Here is a 26,093-nt window from a genome sequence, read left to right as displayed (position 1 = left end):
CCATAAACGTGATTCGATTTTTTGCACGTATAGCGTTAGCTATTATCGCTATCAGTATTCTAATGATAGCAAGTTGCAGCGACAAACCGCTTGCAGTAGCGCATCTGCAAGGCCAAACCATGGGCACGACTTATAATGTTAAGTATGTGCTTGCGGAAGGTGAAAAAGAAGTTGAAGGCTTGCAGGAAGAGATTGATGCAAAGCTAGTTAATATTAATAAATTGATGTCTACCTACGACACAACATCTGAGTTATCTCGATTTAACCAATATCGTTATTCTGATAACTTCGAGGTGTCTAAAGAGACACTAACGGTAGTTAACGAAGCACTCCGGTTGGCTCGTTTGAGTGACGGCGTGCTAGATGTTACGGTAGGCCCCTTGGTCAATTTGTGGGGGTTCGGTCCGAATAAACGCCCTGAAAAAGTGCCAACCCAAGCCGATATCGATGCAGTACGAGATTATGTAGGCTATGAGAAATTATCTACAACGCCAACCGGTCTTATGAAGGCAAATCCTATGCTTTACGTTGATTTATCAACGATTGCTAAAGGTTATGGTGTTGATGAAGTGGCAGCGATTTTAGATGCTCATCACTTACAACATTACCTTGTAGAGATTGGCGGTGAAATGCGGGTTAAAGGCGAACGCGGCGATGGCAGTGAATGGCTAATTGCGATTGAAAAGCCGGTCACGACAGAACGCGCGGTCCAAAAAGTGGTGTCTATTGGTACTAATGCTATAGCGACTTCGGGCGATTACCGTAACTATTACGAAGAAGACGGTAAACGCTACTCTCATTTGATTGATCCGAATACCGGCTCGCCGATAACCCATGATTTGGTATCGGTTACGGTGGTAAACCCATCTTCAATGATTGCTGATGGCTTAGCCACAGCGTTCAATGTAATGGGGTGGCAACGAGCAATCGACCTTGCAGAGCAAGAACAACTTGCTGTATTCCTCATTCGTCGCACGGCAGACGGATTTGAAGAGTATGCCACGCCAGAATTTGATAAACTGGTAGAAGTAAATAATTAAGGAGTAGGCTATGTCTACGTTTATTTTAGCATTCGGTTTCTTCCTCACTATGGTACTCGCCATGGCTGTTGGCTACGTGGTGCAGCGCAAAACTATCTCAGGTAGTTGCGGTGGATTAGGCGCATTAGGTATCGCGAAAGCATGTGATTGCCCAGAGCCTTGCGACCGCAAAAAGTCTCGTATGGAAAAAGAAGAAGCGAGAGAAAAGAAATTGAATGAATGGAAACAGAATCAGATCCTTTAATCTGATGGTGTAGTTAACCTGGTGATGTCAGTAGGCGCTAATAAATAGAGCCTTTCATACCACGGACTTGCAAGATATTGAAATCCACTACACTGCAATAACCGTTCATAGATAAAAGCGCGATAGGCGGTAAGCTTACCGCGCTTTTTTATCTAAAACGATACGCCCATTTTGCCCGTTCATTCATAGTTAGCGCTAAGTAGTTACTTACTATCATCGTATATAGTGGTAAGCGTTACTGATATGTTCTAGAATACTGTTTTTACATACAGCTTTTTTTAAAGGCTTGTATACTAGAGCTAGCTACTTAGGGGCGGCTTAGGGGCAGTTTGGGAGCATACACCATGCGAAAAATCATCCATGTAGATATGGACTGCTTTTATGCTGCGGTTGAAATGCGTGACAACCCTGCGTTACGTAATATCCCTATTGCCATTGGTGGAAGCTCACAGCATCGAGGGGTTATCTCTACCTGTAATTATCCTGCCCGTAAATATGGTGTTCGCTCCGCCATGGCTACCGCTTACGCATTCAAGCTTTGCCCAAATCTTACCTTAGTGAAAGGGCGTATGGAGGCGTATGTAAAAGAGTCCCAACGAATTCGCGAAATATTTGCCGACTATACCGATTTAATCGAACCACTTTCGTTAGACGAAGCCTACCTCGATGTGACCAATAGCCAATATTGCGGTGGCAGTGCCACGTTAATAGCTGAAGAAATTAGAAGTCGAATTGAGTCAGAGCTGGGGTTAACCGCCTCGGCGGGCGTTGCACCCTGTAAGTTCGTAGCAAAAGTGGCCAGTGATGAGAATAAGCCTAATGGTATTTGTGTCATTACCCCGGATAAATTAGATCGTTTTGTAAGGGCTATGCCTCTTAAAAAAATTCCCGGGGTAGGTAAGGTAACAATGCAAAAGCTACAACGATTAGGCTTAGCTACCTGTAACGATGTGCGCAGTTACCCGTTTGAGCGCATACAAAAAGAATTAGGTAAATTTGGTGCGGTATTATGGGAGCGTGCTCACGGTATTGATGATCGAGAACTGTCAGTATCGAGAGAACGTAAGTCTATAGGCGTAGAGCGCACGCTAAGCAACGATATTCACTCATTGGAAGAATGTCGCGACTTTATGCCTCATTTACTAGAAAAGCTTCAGGAACGCATACAGGCGCATGAAAAGCGCACAGGCAAGTCTATTCGTATTCGTACTCAAGGGGTGAAACTTAAATTTCAAGACTTCCAGCTAACCACGGTTGAGCATCGATGCCCTTCGTTAAATGCGCATTACTTTGATACCCTACTACAAGAAGCTTACGAGCGTGCTAAAGGCCGTGGTATACGCTTAGTTGGTCTGCACATTGGTCTTGGTGAGGCACAAACCATACATCAACTCCCTTTACCCCTAGAGGGTGAGTAGATAGGTGATTAGAAAGGTGAGTAGTAAAGTGCGAGATAGGTGAGTACCTAGATGAGTAGATAGCCGAGTAGATTAGTGAATAACTTCAAAATTGAGCAACCTTATCAGACGCTTTATGAACAGAGTCCGACTTCTACCGTATTCAAATTAACAAAAAGTAAAAAGCAGGAGCCATCATGACTACCCCAAAACCTAAAAACCAAGAGCTCAAAACCCCAGGTCGCTACCGCCATTATAAAGGCAGTGATTACGACGTTTATGAAGTAGCGACACATTCAGAAGACGAGTCTTCCTTAGTGGTATATCGCCCATGTTATGGCGAAAAAGCCCTGTGGGTGCGCCCATTGAGTATGTTTGAAGAAGAGGTGCTGGTAGAAGGTAAGTCTGTCCCTCGATTTGCTTATATTGGTGAGATCCCAAACGGCGAAAAAATGATCTGAACCGCAAACTAGGTCATAGTGTATTTAAATCTATTCAATAATAAGCACTCTTTTAGGGAACCCTGATGACGCACAAATTTACCCGAACTTTTCTACTTGCTGCAAGTTTAGTCTCGACTACCTTCATTCCAGCCGCTTTTTCGCAAGACCGCTTCGAAAAGGTTGAAATAGAGGCAACAGCACTTAAAGGCTCGGTGCATATGTTAACGGGGATGGGCGGTAATATCGGCGTTTCTGCCGGTGACGATGGCATTCTAATTATTGACGATCAATTCGCCCCTTTAGCTGAAAAAATTGCGACGGCACTCGGCGAGCTTGGTAGCGATAAACCAAAGTATGTAATTAACACTCATTACCACGGCGACCATACAGGCTCGAACGCGTTCTTCCACAGCCACAAAGGCGCGACTATTCTCGCCCACGATAACGTGCGCGTTCGATTAGCCAACGATGAAAAAGTATCGCCAGATGCGCTGCCCGCTATCACTTATGAAAACGGCATTAAGTTACATTTTAACGGTGAAACCATTCACATTATGCATCTTGAATCAGGGCACACCGATGGCGATAGCATAGTATGGTTTGAACAGCCGGATATCATGCACACGGGGGATTTATTTTTTAATGGGTTATTCCCATTCATCGACTTAAATTCTGGCGGTAGTGTTGAAGGTTACATTGATTCAGTAAAGCAAGTGTTGGCGAAAATAGATGACGATACTGTGCTCATTCCTGGTCATGGTGAACTTAGCAACAAAGCTGAGTACACGACCTTTCTTGCCATGATTGAAGAAACTTTTGCCTTTGTAAAAGCGCAGAAAGCAAAAGGCATGAGCCTTGAAGCAATTACTGAAACAGGGCTCGATAGTAAATGGGACAAGTGGGCATGGAGCTTCATTTCTGAAGAGAAATGGATTGCAACACTTTACGAAGAAGCTTAAGTAAGCCTGTAAGTGAGCATCTACCCAAAGCTCCCGAGGAAGCACAAATAAAAACCGTAAGGAGCAGTTGTAATACTGCTCCTACATCAGCCCCTTTTCATATGGCTGGGTCAGGTTTATTCACCGTAGGTTCTGATATCAATTCTCCCTCGGAATCTGCTTTGCCACTAGGGCTAGATGACGGTTTGATAGTCGTTTCCTCAGCTGAGTTGTTAGCCAATTTAGGTTTTCGCGGGGTTTTGTATAGCGGCCATACAAGTTGCTCTACCCAATTAGCGTAAAACATCCCTTCAATACCATATTGAGCTGGGTATTTTCGCGTAATTTTGGCAGTTCCAAACAACACGTCCCAGAAAAATAATAGATTTCCGTAATTACCTTTATAGTTAGTTACGCCATCATCCGCTTTTAAGCCATGATGGGCACTGTGAGTAGATGGCGTGGATATTGTCCTTTCAAGAACCCAAGCAAGCTTGTTAAAAAACGGCGTTTGGTACAAAAATCTGTCCCATTTCCATTCGGCATGCGCACCGGTAATCACACCTAGCTTAACCACAAGATAGAACGCATAGGTCCAGCCTAACCCTAAATAGATGAGCGCGCCTGAAAACCACAGCGATGGCATCAACAGGTAATAGAACACATTATTGCGATAGATAATGCGCACGCTCATGTACTTTCCGTTGTGATGTGCACGGTGCAAGTTGTACAGGAAACGTGTGGAGTGAGACAGGCGGTGCCACCAATACTGCATCATGTCATCAAATATTAGTAGCAGTGCAATATGAAGAAAAATAGATGAGTTGCTTAATGCTCCTTGATACTGAGGTACAACTAACAGCATCAATGCACCTGCGCTAAACAGCACTAATGGCTGCGTAATGACAAATAGTACTAGAGTGCCAATGAGTTCGACTTTTCCATCATCGCTTACTTCTGCGCTTTTCTTAAAAAGCTTACCTTGCTTTGCTTCCAGTAACGCAAATAATAGAAAAATTCCGATGATCGCAATTTGATAGTTCATAATTAACTCCACTTATTGCAGTTAAATTAACACCCCATTAACATGGTAAATATATAGAACTATAGATTTGGTGAAAAATTGTCGTATGTAAAAGCACTCAATCAGGTTGTAATGGAAGAGTCACTACTTTCGTTATGCAATCAATTTGGTACGCCAACTGAATACGAAAATGGCGCTATGATCCACAATCGCGGGGATTTAAAACCTGGGCTGTCCATCGTATTGGCTGGGCAAGTGAAGGTGGGCAATTATGGCGTGGACGGTAACTATCAACTCACCACAGTAATGGAGCGGGGCGACACCTTTGGCGAATTCACCCTATATGCTTCGTTGGCCAGAACCCATCATGCGCAAGCAATGTCCGACTGCAATGTGCTGCAAATTAATGAAAGCCGCTTTCGGAAACTTGAGGTTGCGCATCCTGAAGTTGGCGTATTTTTAACGCGGAATCTTGCCATAAAGCTTCACGCTACCCTAGAGCGGTTAGATGACATTTTACGCTTACCTACTCATGTACAGTTGGCGAAATTAATTTATCAAACCAGTGCGGCTCAGCACACTACTGCTGTAAGGCTTAGGCAAAGCGATTATGCTGAGCGATTAGGCGTAACTGTGCTAACCGCGCATAAGGCCCTGAATAAATTAGTATCGCTTTCACTAATTCGTAAGCAGTATGGAAAAGTAGAGATCGTTAATGAGGCAGCAATGTCTGAGTGGCTTAACGATAATACGTCTTTGCTACCTGTCTGATGCAGATTCACCCATAGAAATTTTCGCTTTATCCAACCATTTTAATTGCGCCAGCGGATAGCCCAAAAAGAATTTTTCTCTTGATAAAATAATCCGATTTTCAATGCGCTTAATACCAAGGTCTTCTCTGTCACTTAACGATGTACAAGCTTCGTTAAGTTTGGCGATATTCGCAAAACAACTGAACGACACATAATCCACTTTTCCTGTAATTTGCATGCAATCCATGAACTCTGGTATTTCTTGAATAGCAGCAATGAAGCGCCGTTTAAAAGGGGCACTATTGTCATGTAAGGTAAATTCAACATAGGCGAAAACATGTTCGCACATGGCTTCAATATTCACGTCAGCGTGAAAGGTGCGAAAGTAGCCAGCTTCTTTTAATGCTTTTACCCGCTGAAAGCAGGCGCTAGGGGAAAGGTTAACTCGGCCTGCCAATTCCACGTTGGTAAGGTCTGCTTGCAAATGCAATATGGCCAATATCTTTTGGTTGTAGCTGTCTAAATGAATAATCTTTTTCATAAGGTAGTTTCTGTTAGCTTAAATTCATGTATCGCTACATATAGGACTGTCTTTCGCGCTGAAAAGCTTTTCTGCTGGGGTCTTCATAGGAGTCAGATAGAAGATAAAGTATCTTGCTAGCGTGAAATAATATTTTTTAAAATGGCAATAAGTTCGTAATAAGCGTTAAATTCGCTAGTCAGACTATCAAAATTTATTAATTAACAAAATATTATTTTGTGGAAAGTTTGCACAATAGTATTGGGAATTAAAATTGGGCGTGTATAGCGACTTTTATCGCGCTAAATGTATGCGTTATTTTTACGTCAGTGAATAAATTCAAACGATAATTGCTGGAATGCGTTAGTCATTTCGCAATTTGTCGACCTTAACAGGGATAACAAAAATATGACGTCTGAAAATACAACAGATACTAATGACTACGCCCTGGAGCCTGTGCCTGAAAGTGCGCAAACAAGTGGCGTCGCGGTAGGTATGATAAACGGGGCATTGGCCTTTGCGGTTCCTGGGCTGATCACAGGGATAGAAATAGGCGAAGCGTTGGGCTTTTGGGAAAGTCTTGCTGCTTTTCTGGTAGGTGGCTTAATTTTAGCTTTCTTTGGGGCGGTTACCGCGCTGGTAGGGCATGCTAACCGGCTAACATCGTTTTTAACCATACGCCATGTGTTTGGGGTATGGGGCGCAAAGCTTGTGTCTTTTTGTTTCGTACTATCATTATTAGGCTGGTACGGCGTTAATCTTGACTTATTCGCGCTAGCCACCAACGGTTTACTGGTCGATTACTTGGGTATTACTTTTAACACCAGTGCTATCGAGTGGGGCGTTAGTGCTGTCATTGTTGTTACTACCTTGTACGGCTTTCAGCGCATGGAAAAATTATCCACTTGGCTGGTACCTATTATGGGAATGGTTACGCTATTCCTATTAATAAAAAGCGCGATGGCGATAGAGACCTCAGGTGGCTTGGCGTCCGTCGAGCCCACGATGGGGTTTGGTACGGCGGTGTCGGCGGTGGTAGGAAGCTTTATTGTGTCTATCGTGTTGCTGCCCGACTTAGCCCGCTTTTGTCGAACAAAACGAGATGCATGGTCGGCGTCTTTCATTCCCTTTTTTCTATTAAGCACGTTTGTCTACATTGCTGCTTCGTTAGCCGCAAATGTATTCGGTAGTGACGATATTCTTGCCCTGATGGTAAAGGTTGGGCTGGGGCTAGCCGCCTTTGTATTGCTTATTTGTTCCAGCTGGCTCACCAATGTACTGAATTTATACAGTGCCTCATTGGGGGCTGCGGCAGTCATTAATGGTGGCAAACAAAAATTACTGATTATTGCGATGGGTGTGATGGGAGCCGTGGCGTCATCACTTAATTTGCTTGATAGTTTTTCTGAATTCCTTTTCTCTTTGTCTATCATGTTTACCCCTGTTGCGGCTATCTACTGCGCTGATTTTTTTATTCTTCGACGACAAGCTGTGTACCGGGCGGGTGACTTTATTCCTGCGTTTAACATTTGCGCCATAGCCGCGTGGATAACCGGTATCCTGTTTAGCTTTACCAGCGCTGAAACAGGGCTTTTTATCACCCCTATTGAAGCCATAGACGCCTTAATTATTTCGTTAGCCAGCTACCTTATTTTAACCCGCGCAATGCGAGTTCTTACTAATAAGAGCGCCGTAAAGAACAGTACCGATAGCACTGCACCCGCAACCGCAACCAAAGACACCACCGAAAGAGAAAACCTATGAAAGAACTAAGCTTTCAAGATATGAAAGACATTTTGCTAGGCTGTACTGTGCTAGGCACCGGGGGCGGTGGTGAAATGAGTGAAGGCCTAGCATTAATTAACGAAGTGATAGAGAAGGGATTACCACTTCGGCTTGTAGGACTAGATGAAGCCCCCGACGATGAATGGATTTGCACGCCTTATTTGCTCGGCGCCCTCGATTTAACGGCCAAAGAGGCCGACGAATACAAAGCCTTACCCAGAAATGCTGAGCCAGCTATATGCGCCGCGTATAGCCGCATAGAGTCTTATTTTGATAGAAAGTTTTATGGCACGGTATGCTGTGAAATGGGCGGTTCTAATACAGCTGTGGCATTTTATACCGCAGCGTTAAATGGTGGCGTGGTGATTGACGGTGATCCCGCTGGGCGGGCTGTACCTGAAATAACCCACTCAACCTATTATCTAAACGGACTGGATGCCGCGCCTGTTATTGCCGCCAACAGCTTTTGCGAAACCTTCGTGTGTGAAGGGTTGCATGATGACCAAAGAGCCGAGCATGTTATGCGTGCACTTTGCCAAGTTAGCGCCAACGACATAGCGGCTATCGACCACGCTATGCCAGTAAAAGACATTCGGCATGCCCTTATTGGTGGAACTATTTCAAAAGCGTGGGCGCTAGGTAAAGCGGTATCGGCAGCCAAAGAGGAAGGTGCGGATATTGCCAAAGTGATTGCAGATGTTGGCAATGGCTTTGTTGCCTTTAGAGGCAAAGTGACAGCCTTTGAATTTGATACCATAGGTGGCTTTTCTGTCGGAACCGTTGATTTAGCTGGCGCAGACGATGATGAAGGGAATGACGCAGGACATACCTACAAGTTAGGAGTTAAGAACGAAAACCTAATCAGCTACTACGATGGTGAAGTGGATGTGACTATTCCAGATCTCATTTGTGTAATTGATGAGAATACTGGTGAGCCAGTGACCAATCCGCATTATGAAATTGGCCAATCGTTAGCGGTTATTATTTTGCCTGCGCCTGATGCATTTTTAACCCCAAAGGGCTTAGCTACCTTTGGTCCAGCGTATGTTGGTGTAGATGCGCCTTATCGCCCAGCTAGCTTGCAAAACAGACACAATAAATAGGTGTAAATTAGACGTATTGCGCGTTGCTTAGCGCGCCAAGCTTGTTTATGCTCAAGCCTGTTATTATTAACGTTCTAAAAAAGGGTACATCGTGTGTGAACTGCTTGGCATGAGTGCCAATACGCCAACTGATTTGTGTTTTAGCTTTACTGGCCTCACCCGACGTGGTGGCGAGACAGGCCCGCACAAAGATGGCTGGGGCATGGCATTTTATGAAGGCAAGGGCATTCGCCTTTTTCACGATCCAGAGCCCTGTGCTACGTCTCAAATTGCAGAGTTTGTATCTCACCTGCCGATTAAAAGCGAAACGGCTATTTGTCATATTCGCCAAGCTAATGTAGGCAATATAAACCTTGCTAACACCCACCCTTTCACCCGTGAAATGTGGGGTAAGTATTGGGTGTTTGCCCACAATGGGCAGCTGCCTAACTTTGTACCTCGTGAAGGCATGTATGAAGCCGTTGGGGATACCGACAGCGAAGCCATGTTCTGCGACTTAATGAATCAGGTGCGCGAGAACTTGCCTCGTGATGCGATGCCGCAACAATTGGCCGATACACTGGTGGATATCGCAAAAGGCTACGCAGAGCAGGGCGTATTCAATTGTTTATTAAGCAATGGCGACTGGTTGTTTTCATTTTGTAGCACCAAAATGGCGAGCATTACCCGCCGTGCCCCGTTTGGCCCAGCTTGCCTCAGCGACGTGGAGGTAGAGATTGATTTTGCTGCAGAAACCACACCCAACGATGTGGTGAGTATCATTGCCACTGCGCCACTAACTCATGACGAACAATGGGATATTTACGAGCGTGGTGAATGGAAGCTATGGCAGCAGGGCGAGGTGATTGCCAGCGGTAAAGTGGATGTTCCTGTACACAAATCTGAAGTGGCCATGACAAGCCCGAGCCCTGAATTGAGCGCGTAACAAGCAAGTTGAGCTAACATCGCTTTTTGCTGACTTAACTGCTTTCAAGCGCTTGTACAATCAACGACTGAATTTTTTGATAGCGTAGTGGCAACGAACGGTGGGGCGTTTTCACAAAGTAAAGAGGTTCGGCAACATCGTTTGTGGCGGGGTATATCGTTAAACTTTCAGTGGCGTTGGTAAAGCTATCAAGTACTTTAATGGGCAGTACGGTAAAGCCCAGCCCTTTGCTTACGGGTAATAAAATTTGAGACAGCTGATTAATGTAACCACGCTTTGGCAACCGACTAGGATCTAATTGCATTAGGGCCTGCTCGCCCGAGTGGCTAAAGTAAAGTTTTAGATAGTGCATGGCGTCGGGGTGGTTAATTAACCCAAGCGATAGCAAGATATCGGCAATGTCTTTTTCTTGGCTACTTGCAGTATTATCAGCACTATTCGTACTTAAATTACCAAGAGCACCTTTGGGCAATATAAGCCCCAAAGATTCGCTACCGATTTTTTCAGACGAAAACATCTCTTCATCAGGTTGTTGCGTGACGATGCCTAATTCTAGAGTAGACGCGTGAATGCTATTGAGGATGGTTCGGTTGGGCGCAACTTCTAAATGTATACTCAAACTCGGATGGGCAACCTGTAGCTCAACAAGTACAGGGTACAAACGCTGAGCCAACGCACCCGAGCAACCAATTACACACTTTCCTTCGTAGGGCGCATCAAACTTTAAGCTTTCTATGAGTGCCTGTTCATGCTTACTCAAGCTTTGCGCATAGTCGTAAACTCGTTGACCTTGTTCAGTTAGCTCTACACCTTTACCTAGGCGAATGACTAACTCACAGCCACAGGCTTCTTCCAACTTTTTTATGTGTTGGCTCACACCGGGCTGCGTCATAAATCGTTGTTCTGCGGTACGGGTAAAATTCCCCGTTTCTACTAGCACTTTGAACGTATCAAGCCACTGTGGATTTAGCATGGTATAAATTTAAATTATGGATTTAAGAATTAATCATAATTTCTAGTGTTTGCTTTGTCTAGTTAATATACGTGCATACTTTACATCGAGGAGATAAAGATGACTGAAGCAGTTAACACCCCTTATCCACGTACGTTTTCACACATTGGTATTTCGGTTCCAGACCTTGATGCCGCAGTTAAATTTTATACTGAAGTACTAGGCTGGTACTTAATTATGAAGCCCACTGAGATTGTTGAAGATGATTCAGCAATTGGCGAGATGTGTACCGACGTATTTGGTGCAGGTTGGGATAAGTTCCGTATTGCGCACCTTTCAACGGGCGACCGTGTGGGTGTAGAAATCTTCGAATTTAAAAATCAGGAAAACCCTGAAAATAACTTCGAATACTGGAAAACTGGCGTGTTCCATTTCTGTGTTCAAGATCCTGATGTTGAAGGCTTGGCAGAGAAAATTGTAGAAGCTGGTGGTAAGAAACGCATGAAAGCCCCGCGTTACTACTACCCAGGCGAAAAGCCTTACCGCATGATTTACATGGAAGACCCGTTTGGCAACATTCTAGAAATCTATAGCCACAGCTATGAACTTCATTACGCCAGCGGTGCCTACCAATAGGTAAAGAGTAATAGGAAAGGGCAATAGGTAAAGGCAATAGGTAAAGGCAATAGGAAAGGAAGCAGGCATCAATGTCTATAACGTTAGACATTGATAATAGTAAGAGGCGAGTGGATTACTCGCCTTTTTTAATGGACGGGAAAGCTACCCTATTGGCACTTCTATAAGCACTTAACCCCATTGCCCCGCAACATAAGGGTTGCTGGCTTTTTCTTTTGCTACCGTGGTAGTAGGGCCATGACCAGGGTAAATCACCATATCGTCAGGCAGCGTTAAAATATTCGCGTTTATTGAATCGAGTAGCTGTTGATGATTTCCCTGAGGGAAATCAGTGCGCCCAATCGAACCTGCAAAAATCACATCACCTACAATAACCTTGTTACTCGTTCGCTCCACCAGAACCACATGGCCAGGGGTATGTCCCGGACAGTGCAATACCTCAAGCGTTAGCTCGCCAACTGAAATGGTATCTTTGTCATTTAACCATTGGTTAGGCACAAAGGGCGTGGCAGGTGGAAAGCCAAACATTTGGCTTTGCTGCATAAGGGCATCTAGCCAAAACTTGTCCCCCAGATGTGGCCCTATTATCGGCACATCGTAATGCTTAGCCAGTTCGACGGTGCCACCTACATGGTCTAAATGACCGTGGGTAAGAATGATTTTTTCAATAGTGACCTGATTATCCGACGCCGCGCCGATAAGTTTCTGTATATCTCCGCCAGGGTCAACAAATGCCCCCTGTTTACTACCTGCGTCCCAAATAAGCGAACAGTTTTGAGCAAATGGCGTAACCGGTATAATAACAATTTCCAATGTGCTGCCTCCCAACAACGGCTATTTCGAAAACACTTTTTTGCCTGCTATGTAGGTAGCATGCACTTGGGTTTTCCAAATATCTTTTTTATCAATGGTGAAGATATCTTGATCAACCAGAATAAAATCAGCCCATTTGCCCGGTGTAAGGGTGCCAAGTGTATCTTCCATATGTCCCGCGTAAGCGGCATCTAATGTAAAGCCTTTAAAGGCTTGCTCAATAGTAAGCGCTTCGTGTGCATACCAGCCTTTCACCGGTTGATTGTCTCTGTCTTGACGGGTTACCGCAGCGTGCAAACCATAAAATGGGTTTGCCAATTCGACAGGAAAATCTGAGCCTAATGGCAAAGGAATGCCTGATTCAAGTAAAGTTTGCCACGCATAAGCACCTTCCATTCTGTCTTTTCCGATACGATCTTCAGCCATATTTTTATCGCTGGTGGCATGTGTTGGTTGCATGGATGGCAATACATCTAACTCGGCAAAACGAGCGAGATCTTCAGGCGCGATAACTTGCGCATGTTCTATTCGGTTACGTAATTCACTACCGCCAATAGCAGCAAATGTTTTTTCAAATTCATTAAGCGCAACATGATTCGCTTTGTCGCCAATAGCGTGGTAATTCAATTGAAACCCGGCACCGATGACCGATGTAAATAACGGCGTCATGTCCTCAGGCTGAGTGAGTAATAAACCATGCTGGTGGGGAGCGTCAGAGTAGGGAGCTAATAAGGCTGCGCCTCTACTGCCAAGGGCACCGTCACCGTAAGCTTTGACTGAACGAATGTACAAATAATCGTTAGCGTCCCGTATTGGCCCTTTTCCAAGTAGTTTACTTAAGTCAGGGTCAGTGGCGCTTATCATGGCGTATATTCGAATGGGTAATTCAGCTTGAACTGCTTGTTTAATATAGAAGTCGTACACACCACGGCCGACGCCCGCATCATGCATCGACGTAATACCATTTGATAGTAAGTGCTTACCTGCAGCATCGAGTTGGCGTTTGTAAACCGCATTGCTCTGTGTTGGTAAATAGGGTTCGACTAATGCCATGGCATTGTCAATCAATACCCCAGTCGGCTCGCCGTTGGCATCTTTTACAATTTCACCGCCAACTGGCGTGGGGGTGTCTTTGGTAATACCCGCCAAGGTGAGGGTTTTGGTATTAGCCCAACCCGCATGGCCATCTACACGAGTTAGCCATACCGGCCGGTCGGACACTTTTTTATCTAAATCAGCACTGGTGGGAAAGGCTCTATCAGACCATAATTCTTGGTTCCACCCTCGGCCAGTAATCCATGGTTGCGTGCTATTTGCTAGTGCATATTTTGCTACGTTATCAGCGGCATTGGCAGCACTGGTACTTTCACGTAAATCAACTTCAAGTAGGTTGGCACCTAAGCCCAATAAATGCCCGTGCGCATCTATAAGCCCCGGCAACATTACGCGGCCCTTACCATCAATGGTGTTGGTAATATTTAACGTTTGAGCAGTGCTCTCATCTGGTTTTATATCGAGAGAAAGCACTTTGCCTTCGTCGATAAGAATCGATGTGAACGATACTAACTTAGTATCATCATTCAGCGTGTAACCTTTTACGTTGGTAAAAAGTGTTGCTGCACACGCGACACCCGATAGTGTGGCTATAGCAAGTGCGCCACTGAATTTAAGAATGAAACGTTTTATGGTGCGGTTGTTACTTTGATTAGGGGTAACTCCACTTACTCTTTCTGTCGTATTAACGTGCATTTTTGGCATGCTTATTCTTCCATGTTAATAATAGGGGGTTGTAGTAAAAAGTCGCGCTGCCAAATTTCGGCCATAGAGGCTTGGCTTATATTGCCGCCAGATAGCATAACCAAAGCGGTCTGCCCTGGTGGCGTGTTAGCAGCCCATGCCGCAACTGCTGCCATACTCATGGCACAGGTGGGCTCTATATGAAGTTTTAATAGGTGCTGTAGCCATTGCGTCCAATAAGCTATTTGTAATTCGTCTACCTCGTAAAAATCATCAAGCGCTTGTAATAGCGGAAAGGTCACATTGCCAACTGAGGGCGTTGCTGCGCCGTCGGCAAGGGTTACCGGCGGAGCATCAAGCGCAACTATTTCGCCTTGCTGCAATGACTGAGATGCATCGTTGGCAGCCAGTGGTTCAGCCCCAATCACTAACGCATCGGGTTGTAACGCACGGGCCGCAAGCAATGTGCCTGATAACAAGCCGCCACCGCCACAAGGGGCAAAGATAGCATCTACCTTTCCTGTATCTTCGAGGGCTTCCATGGCCGCGGTGCCTTGACCTGCTACTATGTCTGGATGGTTGAAAGGTGGGATCCACACAGTCCCTTCTTCTTCGGCTGCATTGGCCACGGCGATATCTGCTTCTTGGCGGGTGGGGAACAACTTAAGTGTTGCCCCATAACTTTCAGTGGCCGCTGCTTTAATAGGAGAAATGGTTTCACTAGCAAAAATAGTCGCAGGAATGCCATATTTTGCGGCCGCATAAGACACGGCTTGGGCGTGATTGCCTGAACTATTTGCCACCACTTTTTTAGGCAGTTCACCACGTTCATCTAAGTGCGATAAGAAATTCATTGCACCACGCAGCTTAAACGCCCCTATAGTTTGCAAGCATTCGGCTTTAAACAGAATGCGATGTCCCATCCACTTATTTAACAGGCTCGACTCCATAATGGGTGTGCGCTTTACGTGATTTTTAATTCTGTCATACGCTTGAGTTATGGCCGAGTAGGACAGTTCCGTTTCACTAGGGTGCATGAGTAACGCCTTGTATCTGCATTAGAAACACGTTTATTTAAACGTAGTCATCAATAAGTAAAGGTATACCCTACCATTTAAATACAAAAAGGCTAATTCATAAAATATTCATATTCGCGGTTTATAGTCCCAGCCTCTCGAATGAGAGGTAATTGTAATGCAATCAAGAGTTACCCACCGAATTTACGGACTCCCCTTAGTGCTGTTCGTGTTTCTTTCCATACTTTTTGTCTCAGCGGGTGTCTATCTCGACAAAGAAGACAAACGGGTGCGGATTTCAAAAGCCCAGTCAGTTGCGGAACAGGTAAAAATTAGCTTGGAAGTATTCTCTACCGAACGCATCCAAGCCGTTCACAATTTAATGCGTAACTGGCCAACCTTTGCGCCCAACCAGGTAGATTGGTTTAATGCGCAAGCAATGTCGTTGATGGGGATGCAGCGCGGCTATAGTTCGCTAACATTTGCTGATCAAAACGGCGTTATTCAATGGGTTGCTACGCCCTCCCATGGAATGAAAACCCGCTTATCGAACGAACTTATCGGTCAGCCACTCGCGTCGGTAGGGCTAACTATTCCCGCTCTGGCTGAATCGTTGGCGAGCACATTGGTACATTCGTCAGCAACGGGTCACTACCATATTGTTGTTGGACGCTCTATTAGCCCTCAAGAACTTAATCACGGGTACTTATTGGCGGGCTTTGATGCGCAAACTATTTTGGGCGTTATGCTAGGCGAGCTAGAAGGTCCTCAGTTTAATTTTGCGCTTCGAGACTCGGGGCACACCCTGTTTAGCAATGGGGAGTTGGTTAATGATGGAACCGTTATTACTACTGAGCCTTTCTCATTTATAGGTCGTCAGTTTTCGCTGTCTATGCAGACCGAAGTGGGGCGTTATAGTGCTGGTGTATTAGTTGCGGTAATAGGGCTTTTCATGTCGGCATTGGCCAGCTGGATTTTTCATAAGCAAATGAAAGGTGCGGTGCGCCTATCGATTAGTCAAAAGCGCTACCTTACGGCAAGTGAGGCCTCATTAGATGCGTTAGTTATTTATCGGCCTACCGGCAGTGATTATGAGTTAGTTGAAGCGAATCGCTATAGTCGCTTTCTATTTCGTGGAGCATGCTCAGAGTTAGGCGCTAAAACACTGAAAGACCAGTTAGCGTTTCTAGGTAAAGCCGAACTGTTCAACTGTATCAAGAAGGTGGCAACAAACAACACGCCCTTTGAAGAGTATATCTCTATCGAGGGAGGCAAGGTTGCGCCTGAATGGCTGAAGGTACAAGTGGTTAAAGCAGGGGATAACATTGCTTTAACCGCAAGAGATGTCACAGAAAGATTCAAAGCTCAGCAAGCGCTCAAGCAGAGTGAAGAGCGTTATCGTAGGCTGGTAGATGGCATGCACAGGCACTTCGTTTATACCAAAACCGCTGACCATAAGTTTATCTATGTGAGTGCTGGAATTAGCACTATTTTAGGGTTTACCCCAGATTATTTCATCGAAAAAGAGTCTCGACTGGTAAGGAAAATACCTGATGAGACTTTCGATATACGAATGAAATCGGGGCAGGGGGTAAAACCTGCGCCTTATCTGGTTCACTACTGCAGTTCTGATAGTACAGAGTTGGTGCTAGAGTTTTCAGATACCCCTATATTAGATGAATCTGGAGCGCTTATTGCGGTAGAAGGTATAGCTAGAGATGTGACAAAAGAGCAAGAGTTACAAGCTGAAGTGGCGTATCAAGCTAACCACGACCAATTAACGGGTCTACTCAACCGCTATGCTTTCGATAAGCAACTACGTGAAATTTTAGAGGCCAATGCGGCTAATATACCTGCTATTAACGCAGAAATAGACCGAGATAACGTCACTGCCATATACCCTTCACTCATCTCGGCTGATACTACTAACCCTGGCGTAATGTGCTTTATTGACATGGACAGGTTTAAGTTGGTGAACGACAGCTGTGGTCACCCCGCTGGCGATAAGTTACTTCAAGAAGTGTCTACTATATTTCGGCAGCACATTAGCGACAAAGATTTACTTGCCCGAATAGGTGGCGATGAGTTTTGTATTATTTATCACGAACAGCCTCTCGATAAGGTAAAGATTAAGCTCGATAAGCTGTTAAAGGCTATCTCTACATACCGGTTTATGTATGAAGATAAGTTATTTTTCGTTGGGGCGAGCATTGGTGTCATTGAAATAAATCCTCAAGAGCATAATGCGGCAGAACTTATTAAGGCTGCTGATAATGCGTGCTATAAGGCCAAGCATTTAGGAAGAAATAGATACTTTGTCTATCACGCTCAAGATGCTCAGCTAGGCATGGATAGCAGCGAAAATGACGTATTACACACCCTGCACAAAGCGCTGCAGTTCGATGGATTTGAATTATATAGCCAAGCCATTATGCCGCTTAATGGCATAACTGAAGACGATAACCGCGGCCTTGAACACTATGAAATTTTGCTACGGTTAACCGGAAGTGATGGCACACTTATTAGTCCAGGTTTATTTATTCCCCTTGCCGAGCGTCATGGCTTGATGAACAAAGTAGACTACTGGGTAGTAGACAATACATTAAAGACATTAGAGGCTAATCCGCTGCATGTAGACAATGTGGCTAAAGTGGCGATAAATTTGTCAGGAATTACCCTTGGTGATGAAATCACCTTAATGAAAATTACCCAGCGGCTTCAAGGCACCTCAGTACCGTTAGAAAAAATTTGCTTTGAAATCACAGAAACCACAGCAGTGACTAACTTAAGTGCGGCTAAACACTTTATTTCTACTCTTCGGGAAATAGGATGTAGCTTTGCGCTTGACGATTTTGGTGCGGGTATGTCGTCGTTCACTTACCTTAAAAACTTGGATGTTGATTACGTCAAGATTGACGGGTCCTTCGTTCGAAATATTGTTCACGATCCGATTGATCATGCTACAGTTACCGCGATAAATAACATTGCTCACAGTATGGGTAAGCAAACGGTGGCGGAGTTTGTGGTAGATACCGCAACGGCAAATGTACTAAAGGCATTACAGGTAGACTATGGTCAAGGTTTTGCCTTAGACAAGCCTAAGCCCCTTGCTCATCGTGTACAGTGGCTTACAAAACTCGTGTCTGTTTAGGAGAATAAAATGGGCTTATTTGACACCTTGCTAGGTAACGCTAGTGAAACCAGTGCTGAAGCGGTAAATGAAGAACTTTCCCCCATATTGGCAGAAAATGAAACCGTCACCGCAGCATTTAAACTAGTAAGAGATTTAAGCGTATTTACTAATAAGCGTTTAATTCTTATTGATAAGCAAGGACTAACGGGCAGAAAGGTTAATTACCATTCTATTCCTTATAAGTCGATTACCCAGTTTGTGGTAGAAACGGCAGGTCACTTCGATACCGATGCAGAACTAAAAATATGGTTATCAGGTAAAAGTGACGCTATTGAAATTGAGTTAAGTAAAGCATCTGCGCAAGATGTACAAAAGAATCTTGCCAATCAGATGTTTGCTTAATTCTATATTTATGAACGGCTGGTGTTTCACAGCGGTTTGAAATAGTGAAAGTGAAGTATAAATAAAAACGGCGGTGCTTTTAAAAGCCCCGCCGTTTTTTTATTTACCGTTTTTCTCAACGCCTAAAATTAAACACCTTATTGCTCAGGCGTTAAATTTCTGTCGAAGAAGTTAGTAATGGTTTTGTACAAGTGAATACCCGTTTGCTTACCACGAATGCTGTGCTTCTTACCTGGGTAATCCATGGTTTCAAATGGAATTGCCAAATCTTGAAGGTGTTTGTATAGCATAGTAGAGTGAGTAAACAACACGTTATCATCAGCCATTCCATGATAAATAAGTAAGTCACCTTTTAAGTCTTTCGCGTAAGGGAAGACGGAAGAGGCTGTGTATGCATCATCATCGGTTTTAGGGTTGCCCATATAGCGTTCGGTGTAATGCGTATCGTACAAGCGCCAGTCGGTAACTGGAGCACCAGACACACCTGCTTGGAAGTAGTCGCCCGCTTTAAACATGGTCATTAGCGTCATGTAACCGCCATAACTGTGGCCATGAACACCAATACGCTTAGCATCGACATAAGGTAGGGTTCGCAAGAACTCAACACCAGCCACTTGGTCGTCAACTTCGACAAAGCCCATTTTCTTGTAGATAGGATCTTCAAATGCCTTTCCACGGTAGTTAGAGCCTCTGTTATCAAGGGTAAACACCACATAGCCTTTATCTACCCAATGCTGCATCAGTAACCCACGATTACCTGCCCAGCTATTCGTCACAACTTGCGCGTGTGGGCCACCGTAAAGATACACAATAACAGGGTGTTTCTTCTCAAGGTTTTCAGGTTTGTAAATACGGTACTTTAAGATGGCGCCGTCTTTGGTGGTAATGTCGCCAAATTCAGGTTTAGTCCACGTGTCCATGTAGGGATATAGCGGGTGGCCTTCTTCAACCTTATTTTCTTCAAGCCATGTAATACGCTTGCCAGAAGCATCATTTAAACTCACTTGGGCAGGTGAGTTAATGGTAGAGAAACGGTCGATAAAAATGGAGGCATCTTTACTGAACGACACACTGTGATAAGCGCCTTCGTTGGTAATACGTGAAATATCGCCACCGTTTAAGGATACCGAATAGGCGTGGCTTTCAAGCGGTGTATCTTTACGGCCCGCGAAGTAAATTCGATTGCTCTTGGCATCAACCGCTTCAATGTTATCAACTACCCAATCGCCTTGAGTTAACTGACGTACTAACTTGCCGTTGTTCTCGTAAAGGTAAAGGTGCTTGAAGCCATCTCGCTCAGAGGCCCAAATAAACTGGTCTGAGTCAGACAAAAAGTATAAATCGTTATGTAAGTTAACCCATGTGTTACTGGTTTCGCTTAACAACACTTCCTGCTTTTCTGTTGGAACGTTATACGCTCGCAGCTCAAGAGTCTGTTGGTCGCGAGTTTGCCATTGGTAGGTAAAGGTTTCACTGTTAGGCATCCATTTACCGCGGGCAAGGTATATGTCTTTGTCTTCGCCTAAGTCTACCCATCTACGTGCACCGTTATTGATGTTTTGAATAGCAAGCTCAACAAGTACATTGTTGGTGCCTGCTTTTGGGTATTTTTGTTCAATGGTTTTAATGTCGTTGGCATAAATTTCTGAACGAGAAATGACATCTACAGGGCTTTCATCTACTTTGGTAAATGCAATAAAGCTTTCATCAGGTGACCACCAGTAACCAGTCATTCTGCCCATTTCTTCTTGAGCAACGAATTCGGCCATACCAAATTTAATGTTACCGCCGCCTTCTTTTGTGATGGCGGTTTCTTTGCCCGACTCAATATGTTTTACAAACAAGTTTTGGTCGCGAATGAAAGAAATGTAATTTCCTTTAGGAGAAAGCTTAATATCAGTCTCGAATACGTCGGTATCAAGAAGTTGCTTTGCCCCTTTTTCGCCGAGCTTGTGGTAATACACGTCGCCACCTAGCGGGAAAAGAAGCGCTTTTCCGTCTGCAGACCACTGATAGCTTACAATGCCCGAGCCAGATAAGCGCATACGTTCGCGACGGGCTTTCTCTTCGTCGCTTAACACTTCTTCGCCACTTTGAAGGTCATTAGAGTCAAATAGAAGGCGGGTTTCGCCACTGTCTATATGGTATTCCCATAAATCGAGACGTTCATAATCGGTCTGTTTTCCTTTTAGAAACGTAACTCTTTCTCCATCAGGAGAAACTTTAAGTGCACGAGGCGCATTGCCATCAAGGGAAGGAGAAGCGAAAATACGCTCAATATCGAGCGGTTCGGCCTGTACAGCGGTAGAGAGCATAGCGGCTCCTATTAAAAGGGCTTTTTTCATTTTTATCTGCATATTTTTAACTGTCGAATAGTTGATTGTAGAGAAACTGTCTTAGGATACAAGGTACTAAGTATGAAAACCGCAATGGTGCTAGGAGCGACCGGATTAGTGGGACGAACGTTGGTAAATATACTTTTACAGGACCGTCGCTATAGCGAAGTGACCTGTTTGGTAAGAAAGCCGCTGCAGTCTAATCAATTCGGCGATCCGTATAAAAGGTTGAAACCCGTGGTTATCGATTTTGATAACCTGCAAGACTACCAAGGGTATTTTGGTGTCGATCACGTGTATTGCTGTTTAGGTACCACACTTAAGCAAGCCGGCTCTAAATCGGCGTTTAGACGGGTTGATTTTGAATACGTGCATATTGCCGCTCAACTGACTCGAGCACAGCGAACTGGCAGTTTTGTATGGATCTCGTCGGTTGGGGCTGATGCGAAAAGCAGTAACTTTTATTTACGGGTGAAAGGCGAGTTGGAAAACGCGATAATGCGCATGCCTCAGCTTCCACATGCGGCAGCAGTACGTCCCTCACTGTTATTAGGTGCGCGAAGCGAATCTCGCACTCTTGAAGATGTGGCACAAAAAACTGCACCTGCTTGGAAAATGCTGATGCAAGGGCCGTTGAAAAAATACCGCCCAGTGCATGCTGCCGATGTAGCAAGAAACATGATGACAAGGCAAAAGTGGTAGCGTTAGAGCATCACGTTCTAGAAAACACAAACAAAAACATAAAGAGAACCACCATGTTTCGCTGCAAGCAATTTGTTGTTAATCAAACCAATTGTGCCATGAAGGTAAATACCGACAGTATGATTTTAGGTAGTTGGGCTAAGCCTAATCAAAGTGCGCATATTCTTGATATAGGCACTGGCACGGGCATTCTCGCGCTAATGATGGCGCAACAGTCTTTAGCATCGGCAAAAATCACCGCTATCGATATCGACGAAGGCGCAGCACTGCAAGCAAGCGCAAACGTAGGGGCTTCGCCCTGGCCAACAAAAATAACGGTGCAGCACACCAAGTTGTCCGACTTAGCAGCGGATAACACTTTCGATTTTATCGTGTCTAATCCGCCCTATTTCGAGCAGGTAAAAGGCCATAGTCATGCCTACAATTCGCAAAGTGACACTAGAGAACAGGCTAGGCAAACGGTTTCACTTACTCCAGCGCATCTATTTTCATTTGTCATTGAGCACCTTACCAGTACGGGTGAGTTCTATTGCCTTTATCCTTTTACTCGGGAGAGCGAAATTACAGACTTAGCTGCTGAAATAGGCTTAGCCACAAATCGTATATTAAAAGTGCAGCACAATGACCAACACTCCCCTTATGTGACGGTATTTTGTATGAGTAAACAACACAAAAAAAGCGTCATTGAGAATCTGGTAATTAGAGATGAAACCGGAGATTACTCAAGTCATTTTAAAGCGCTTTGCCGCGATTTTTATTTACGTTTTTAACGCAGGTAGTAAGACATGTTGATTGTAGCTGAAGCGTTCGGTGCTATTGCCGTCGTACTCAATTTTATAGGTTATAGACAAAATAGAGTTGAGCGCTATTTGTTTATCTCTGCCTTTGCTTTGCTGAGCTTAAGCGTGCACTTCTTTATGCTTGATGCCATGGCTGCCGGCGTGGGTACATGCTTAGCGGGGTTACGTAATTTCATTGCTATTAAAAATCGTAGTCGATGGGTTCTGTTTATCTTCGTGGCCGCCAATATCCTATTCTTGCTGTATGAGTGGTTTATTCTGCACCATGACTGGAATGTTTTTATCGCCTATGCGTCATCTCTCATTTTTACGATAGGCTCAATTGTCTTACGTGAAACAGGCAAAATCAGACGATATTTTTTGCTCGCAGAAACACTAGGGCTTATGTACGCCCTCTCAGTAGGCAGTATTTTTGGTACCGTTTTTAATATCAGTAACTTATTTAGTATTGTGACAAAGATGATTAGTGATAAAAAGAAGGTAAACCATTAGTCTAAAGTGGCTGCGCGAGGTTTTTAAAAAGCCTTTTAAAACATTGCTTTATGCTTTCTACTTTATGCTAATAAGCCAAAGTTGAATTTAATCACACCACTTCAATGGGTATAAAGAATCATCTGAGGGTATCAGGCCTCAGATTTTTACCTTGCAAGAGTATTTGTAAACTCTTCCGTAGTCTGAGAAGTGGTGTATTTTATGAATGTAGTGAACTTGCACGCTCATCGAGTGACATCGCTTGCCGATAGTCATATTGATGAAGCAGCCGAGCCCTGTGCGAAGCTGATTGGTGGTCAGTCTAAAGAAGAGACTGAACAGCTGTGGAAAAAACGTCTTAACTTATATGTTAGCGCAGAAAAAAAGTTGTTAAAAATTAAACGACTGCGTAAAGTGACAGGGGTTATTACCTTAGCCTGTATGGGAGCATTATTTTTCTCTTTGTACATGGCTCCTATTCTTACCCCTTTCGTGTTTTTAAGTATGGTAGTGGTAATGGCTTTGGGCGTGGCAACGTACCCTGCTTGGTTCTTATTGGGTCGTAGTAGCCAGAAAACGCGCGACAGCATTTCTCGAATGTTTTACCAGAGTAACCACGAGCTCGAAATTGCAGACGGTAAGGTTACGTTAATCAATAGAGCGAGCTATGCTAACGTGACTCACGTTAATATTATGGATAGTAACCTTGGGCAATTCGTTAACTAACAAGCACCACACTCGTTATCTTTTAATTGCCCTGCTTATTGCATCCACGCTCCTAGGATTATTGCTTCTAGCCCCTATGGACGCAGCAGGTCAACTGGTCTCTTCTTCCATTGTTTTGGTTATCATCTCAATATGTAGCCGTGAAGCCAATTTCGCACAACGGTTTCAATATTTCTTTAGAACACTCGCACTGGTACTCGGCGTCGCTATAACCTTGCGCTATTTATTCTGGCGGGGCTTATATACTCTTTCTGCCACTGATGTATTTTCATTTATTGCCATATGGCTTCTTTTTTTAGCTGAAATTTATGCTGGAATTACTTCAATTCTGGGGTGTATTGTCAATGTGTTCCCACTTAGTCGCCCCCAGCTTTCTCTTGATGATATAGATAGAACGCAGTTGCCCACTGTCGATGTCATGATCCCCACGTACAACGAATCACAAGATATTTTAGAAATCACTATTCGAGCAGCCAAAGTGATGGATTATCCTGCTGACAAAGTCAGTATTCATCTTTTGGATGACGGCGGTACCGACGAAAAAATAAATCAAACAGATGCAAAGAAAGCGCAACTAGCCGTGGAGCGCCGCGCAGAGCTGAAGGCGCTTTGTGAAAGGCTGGGTGTAACCTACCATACACGAGCGCAGAACCTTTACGCAAAAGCAGGTAATGTTAACAGCGCCATTAATAATACTTCGGGTGAGCTCATTGTTATTTTAGATGCAGACCACGTGCCCACTAGCGACTTTTTAAGCCGAACTGTGCCTTGGATGGTTAAGAAAGAAAAAGTGTTTTTGGTACAAACCCCTCACTTTATGGCGAACCCAGACCCCGTTGAGCGAAACTATTTCTCGGCGTTTACCCGTATGCCTTCTGAAAACGACATGTTTTACGGCACTATTCAAAAAGGCTTAGATTACTGGTCTAGTTCGTTTTTTTGTGGGTCGGCTGCGTTAATGCGCAGGGCACATTTAGAGTTAGTTGGGGGGATCTCGGGAGAGTCTATTACAGAGGATGCAGAGACTGCCTTAGACTTACATAAAATGGGCTATGAGTCAGTGTATGTTGACCGCCCGATGGTAAGTGGATTAGCGCCAGAAACCTTTGATGCTTTCATACAGCAACGGATGCGCTGGGCACAGGGAATGACCCAAATATTATTGCTGAAAAAACCCTATAACGCGAAGGGATTGTCTTGGTATCAACGCGTTGGCTACATGAGTTCTATAATGTTTTGGCTGTTTCCCTTCGCACGGGTTGTCTTTCTGCTTATGCCGCTTGCTTATTTGGTGTTTGGACTACAGGTTTACCATGCCTCAATGATGGAAATTCTGGCTTTTACCATGCCCCATGTTATTGCAACCTACATGATTTCTACCATGCTATTTGGGCGAACCCGATGGCCGCTGGTTTCTGAGTTATACGAAATTTTACAGTGCGCATTCACACTGATGGCGCTCATCAAGGTATTTTTAAAACCTCGCGCGCCCTCATTTGTGGTTACCCCGAAAGGGGAGAGTTTAGATAAGAACTTTGTTTCGCCACTTTCTAACGTGTTCTACTGGATAACCGCATTGCTTTCGTTTGCCATGATCATCGGCATTTATAAATTCATTAATGAACCGCTTACCCGAGAGCTCACGCTCGTTGTGCTGCTATGGAATGGTTTCAATTTATTGCTTTTGTTCAGCGCTATGAGTGTATTGCTTGAGCGTAAACAACTGAGAAGCCAATCACGACTACCCGCCACCGATAACGTGGTGATTAGAACGCACGAAGGGCAAGCTTGGGTAGGAGAGCTAAACGACTTGTCTTCTAGCGGGGTAAAGGTACAAATTAGGGGGGATTTATCGATAATTCCATCTAATGTGGTATTAACTTCTTGGGCAGAAGCGCTAAAATCTAATGTAGATTTAAATATGAAAGTCGTCGAATTTGATAGCGATAAGAAGACGTTACGTGCAACCTTCAATCCACAAAGTGATGTGGAACGAAATAACGTTGTGGCCTATTGTTTATGTGACAGTAGACGTTGGCAATCGTTTCAACGACGCCGAACTCGCCCGATTTCATATTGGTTTGGTATGCGACATGTTCTAAATGTAGGACTAGGCCCTATATTTGCTCATTTGTTTTTCTTACTAAAAAAGCTGCTTCTACGAATTAAAATGCGTTCTGGGGTATTGAAGGAATAAT

General features: G+C 44.3%; 24 protein-coding genes. 17 read left to right on the top strand and 7 right to left on the bottom strand.

Annotated features, from left to right (window positions below; genetic code table 11):
- Nucleotides 1-8 precede the first annotated feature (8 nt).
- The 5 genes from C7Y69_RS11850 (at nt 9) to C7Y69_RS11830 (ending at nt 4,083) form a co-directional block, all read left to right on the top strand.
- On the top strand, nt 9-1,040 hold the full coding sequence (locus C7Y69_RS11850; protein WP_126872853.1) for an FAD:protein FMN transferase: 1,032 nt from the start codon (nt 9-11) through the stop codon (nt 1,038-1,040).
- Nucleotides 1,041-1,050: 10 nt separating this feature from the next.
- Entirely contained in the window at nt 1,051-1,284 is a 234-nt protein-coding gene (gene nqrM / locus C7Y69_RS11845) for a (Na+)-NQR maturation NqrM (RefSeq protein ID WP_126872852.1), read from the top strand.
- A 344-nt stretch (nt 1,285-1,628) separates the two neighbouring features.
- Nucleotides 1,629-2,702 carry a DNA polymerase IV gene (gene dinB, locus C7Y69_RS11840; protein ID WP_126872851.1) on the top strand — a complete coding sequence of 358 codons (1,074 nt, stop codon included), beginning with the start codon at nt 1,629-1,631 and terminating at the stop codon, nt 2,700-2,702.
- 176 nt (nt 2,703-2,878) lie between these two features.
- A complete protein-coding gene (locus C7Y69_RS11835; RefSeq protein ID WP_126872850.1) occupies nt 2,879-3,142 on the top strand; it encodes a DUF1653 domain-containing protein in 264 nt (87 codons plus the stop codon).
- A 65-nt stretch (nt 3,143-3,207) separates the two neighbouring features.
- Complete coding sequence (locus C7Y69_RS11830; RefSeq protein WP_126872849.1) at nt 3,208-4,083, top strand: MBL fold metallo-hydrolase; 876 nt, start codon at nt 3,208-3,210, stop codon at nt 4,081-4,083.
- A gap of 97 nt (nt 4,084-4,180) precedes the next feature.
- On the opposite strand, the gene C7Y69_RS11825 is transcribed toward C7Y69_RS11830, so the two are convergent.
- A complete protein-coding gene (locus C7Y69_RS11825; RefSeq protein WP_126872848.1) occupies nt 4,181-5,107 on the bottom strand; it encodes a sterol desaturase family protein in 927 nt (308 codons plus the stop codon).
- Nucleotides 5,108-5,185: 78 nt separating this feature from the next.
- On the opposite strand from C7Y69_RS11825, the gene C7Y69_RS11820 reads away from it, so the two are divergent.
- Nucleotides 5,186-5,857, top strand: coding sequence for a Crp/Fnr family transcriptional regulator (locus tag C7Y69_RS11820; protein ID WP_126872847.1), 672 nt, complete (start codon nt 5,186-5,188; stop codon nt 5,855-5,857).
- On the opposite strand, the gene C7Y69_RS11815 is transcribed toward C7Y69_RS11820, so the two are convergent.
- The gene (locus C7Y69_RS11815) at nt 5,846-6,379 is read right to left on the bottom strand and encodes an Lrp/AsnC family transcriptional regulator (protein ID WP_126872846.1); all 534 of its coding nucleotides are present in this window, start codon (nt 6,377-6,379) and stop codon (nt 5,846-5,848) included. The genes C7Y69_RS11820 and C7Y69_RS11815 overlap by 12 nt on opposite strands.
- A gap of 387 nt (nt 6,380-6,766) precedes the next feature.
- Between C7Y69_RS11815 and C7Y69_RS11810 the strand changes: the two genes are divergently transcribed.
- From C7Y69_RS11810 to C7Y69_RS11800, 3 genes are all read left to right on the top strand, one after another.
- Entirely contained in the window at nt 6,767-8,122 is a 1,356-nt protein-coding gene (locus C7Y69_RS11810; protein ID WP_126872845.1) for a purine-cytosine permease family protein, read from the top strand.
- Nucleotides 8,119-9,246, top strand: a complete 1,128-nt coding sequence (locus tag C7Y69_RS11805; protein WP_126872844.1) for a DUF917 domain-containing protein — start codon at nt 8,119-8,121, stop codon at nt 9,244-9,246. Before C7Y69_RS11810 ends, C7Y69_RS11805 begins: the two co-directional genes overlap by 4 nt.
- A gap of 91 nt (nt 9,247-9,337) precedes the next feature.
- Entirely contained in the window at nt 9,338-10,171 is an 834-nt protein-coding gene (locus C7Y69_RS11800; RefSeq protein WP_126872843.1) for a class II glutamine amidotransferase, read from the top strand.
- A 34-nt stretch (nt 10,172-10,205) separates the two neighbouring features.
- Here the strand turns inward: C7Y69_RS11800 and C7Y69_RS11795 are convergent, their stop codons facing one another.
- On the bottom strand, nt 10,206-11,144 hold the full coding sequence (locus C7Y69_RS11795) for a LysR family transcriptional regulator (RefSeq protein WP_126872842.1): 939 nt from the start codon (nt 11,142-11,144) through the stop codon (nt 10,206-10,208).
- A gap of 99 nt (nt 11,145-11,243) precedes the next feature.
- On the opposite strand from C7Y69_RS11795, the gene C7Y69_RS11790 reads away from it, so the two are divergent.
- Entirely contained in the window at nt 11,244-11,759 is a 516-nt protein-coding gene (locus C7Y69_RS11790) for a lactoylglutathione lyase family protein (RefSeq protein ID WP_013782605.1), read from the top strand.
- Between the two features lie 171 nt (nt 11,760-11,930).
- Here C7Y69_RS11790 and C7Y69_RS11785 read toward each other — a convergent pair whose 3' ends face one another.
- Genes C7Y69_RS11785 through C7Y69_RS11775 form a run of 3 tightly spaced genes read right to left on the bottom strand, consistent with a single transcriptional unit; the run spans nt 11,931 to nt 15,346 of the window.
- On the bottom strand, nt 11,931-12,572 hold the full coding sequence (locus C7Y69_RS11785) for an MBL fold metallo-hydrolase (RefSeq protein ID WP_126872841.1): 642 nt from the start codon (nt 12,570-12,572) through the stop codon (nt 11,931-11,933).
- Between the two features lie 21 nt (nt 12,573-12,593).
- Complete coding sequence (locus tag C7Y69_RS11780; RefSeq protein ID WP_126872840.1) at nt 12,594-14,330, bottom strand: amidohydrolase; 1,737 nt, start codon at nt 14,328-14,330, stop codon at nt 12,594-12,596.
- A gap of 2 nt (nt 14,331-14,332) precedes the next feature.
- Nucleotides 14,333-15,346, bottom strand: a complete 1,014-nt coding sequence (locus C7Y69_RS11775) for a serine/threonine dehydratase (protein ID WP_126872839.1) — start codon at nt 15,344-15,346, stop codon at nt 14,333-14,335.
- Nucleotides 15,347-15,503: 157 nt separating this feature from the next.
- On the opposite strand from C7Y69_RS11775, the gene C7Y69_RS11770 reads away from it, so the two are divergent.
- Together C7Y69_RS11770 and C7Y69_RS11765 are read left to right on the top strand one after the other, a co-directional pair.
- Nucleotides 15,504-18,476, top strand: coding sequence for a bifunctional diguanylate cyclase/phosphodiesterase (locus C7Y69_RS11770; protein ID WP_126872838.1), 2,973 nt, complete (start codon nt 15,504-15,506; stop codon nt 18,474-18,476).
- Nucleotides 18,477-18,485: 9 nt separating this feature from the next.
- Entirely contained in the window at nt 18,486-18,860 is a 375-nt protein-coding gene (locus tag C7Y69_RS11765; RefSeq protein WP_013782610.1) for a PH domain-containing protein, read from the top strand.
- 137 nt (nt 18,861-18,997) lie between these two features.
- Here C7Y69_RS11765 and C7Y69_RS11760 read toward each other — a convergent pair whose 3' ends face one another.
- Nucleotides 18,998-21,205 carry a S9 family peptidase gene (locus C7Y69_RS11760; RefSeq protein ID WP_126872837.1) on the bottom strand — a complete coding sequence of 736 codons (2,208 nt, stop codon included), beginning with the start codon at nt 21,203-21,205 and terminating at the stop codon, nt 18,998-19,000.
- A gap of 72 nt (nt 21,206-21,277) precedes the next feature.
- On the opposite strand from C7Y69_RS11760, the gene C7Y69_RS11755 reads away from it, so the two are divergent.
- The 5 genes from C7Y69_RS11755 to bcsA all read left to right on the top strand — a co-directional run bounded on the left by C7Y69_RS11755 (nt 21,278) and on the right by bcsA (nt 26,092).
- On the top strand, nt 21,278-21,898 hold the full coding sequence (locus C7Y69_RS11755; RefSeq protein WP_126872836.1) for an NAD(P)H-binding protein: 621 nt from the start codon (nt 21,278-21,280) through the stop codon (nt 21,896-21,898).
- Nucleotides 21,899-21,951: 53 nt separating this feature from the next.
- Nucleotides 21,952-22,668: a tRNA1(Val) (adenine(37)-N6)-methyltransferase gene (locus C7Y69_RS11750; protein ID WP_126872835.1), complete on the top strand. Its 717-nt coding sequence runs from the start codon at nt 21,952-21,954 to the stop codon at nt 22,666-22,668.
- A gap of 15 nt (nt 22,669-22,683) precedes the next feature.
- On the top strand, nt 22,684-23,190 hold the full coding sequence (locus tag C7Y69_RS11745; protein ID WP_126872834.1) for a YgjV family protein: 507 nt from the start codon (nt 22,684-22,686) through the stop codon (nt 23,188-23,190).
- A 201-nt stretch (nt 23,191-23,391) separates the two neighbouring features.
- Nucleotides 23,392-23,895 carry a hypothetical protein gene (locus C7Y69_RS11740; RefSeq protein WP_126872833.1) on the top strand — a complete coding sequence of 168 codons (504 nt, stop codon included), beginning with the start codon at nt 23,392-23,394 and terminating at the stop codon, nt 23,893-23,895.
- Entirely contained in the window at nt 23,876-26,092 is a 2,217-nt protein-coding gene (gene bcsA / locus C7Y69_RS11735) for a UDP-forming cellulose synthase catalytic subunit (RefSeq protein WP_126872832.1), read from the top strand. The genes C7Y69_RS11740 and bcsA overlap by 20 nt, the downstream gene beginning before the upstream one ends.
- Nucleotide 26,093 lies beyond the last annotated feature (1 nt).

The sequence above is a fragment of the Alteromonas sp. KS69 genome (assembly GCF_003989595.1).
In the GTDB taxonomy this organism is placed as follows: domain Bacteria; phylum Pseudomonadota; class Gammaproteobacteria; order Enterobacterales; family Alteromonadaceae; genus Alteromonas; species Alteromonas naphthalenivorans.
The sequence above is the reverse complement of the archived record's forward strand: the minus strand, read 5'-3'. Positions and strand labels throughout refer to the sequence as shown.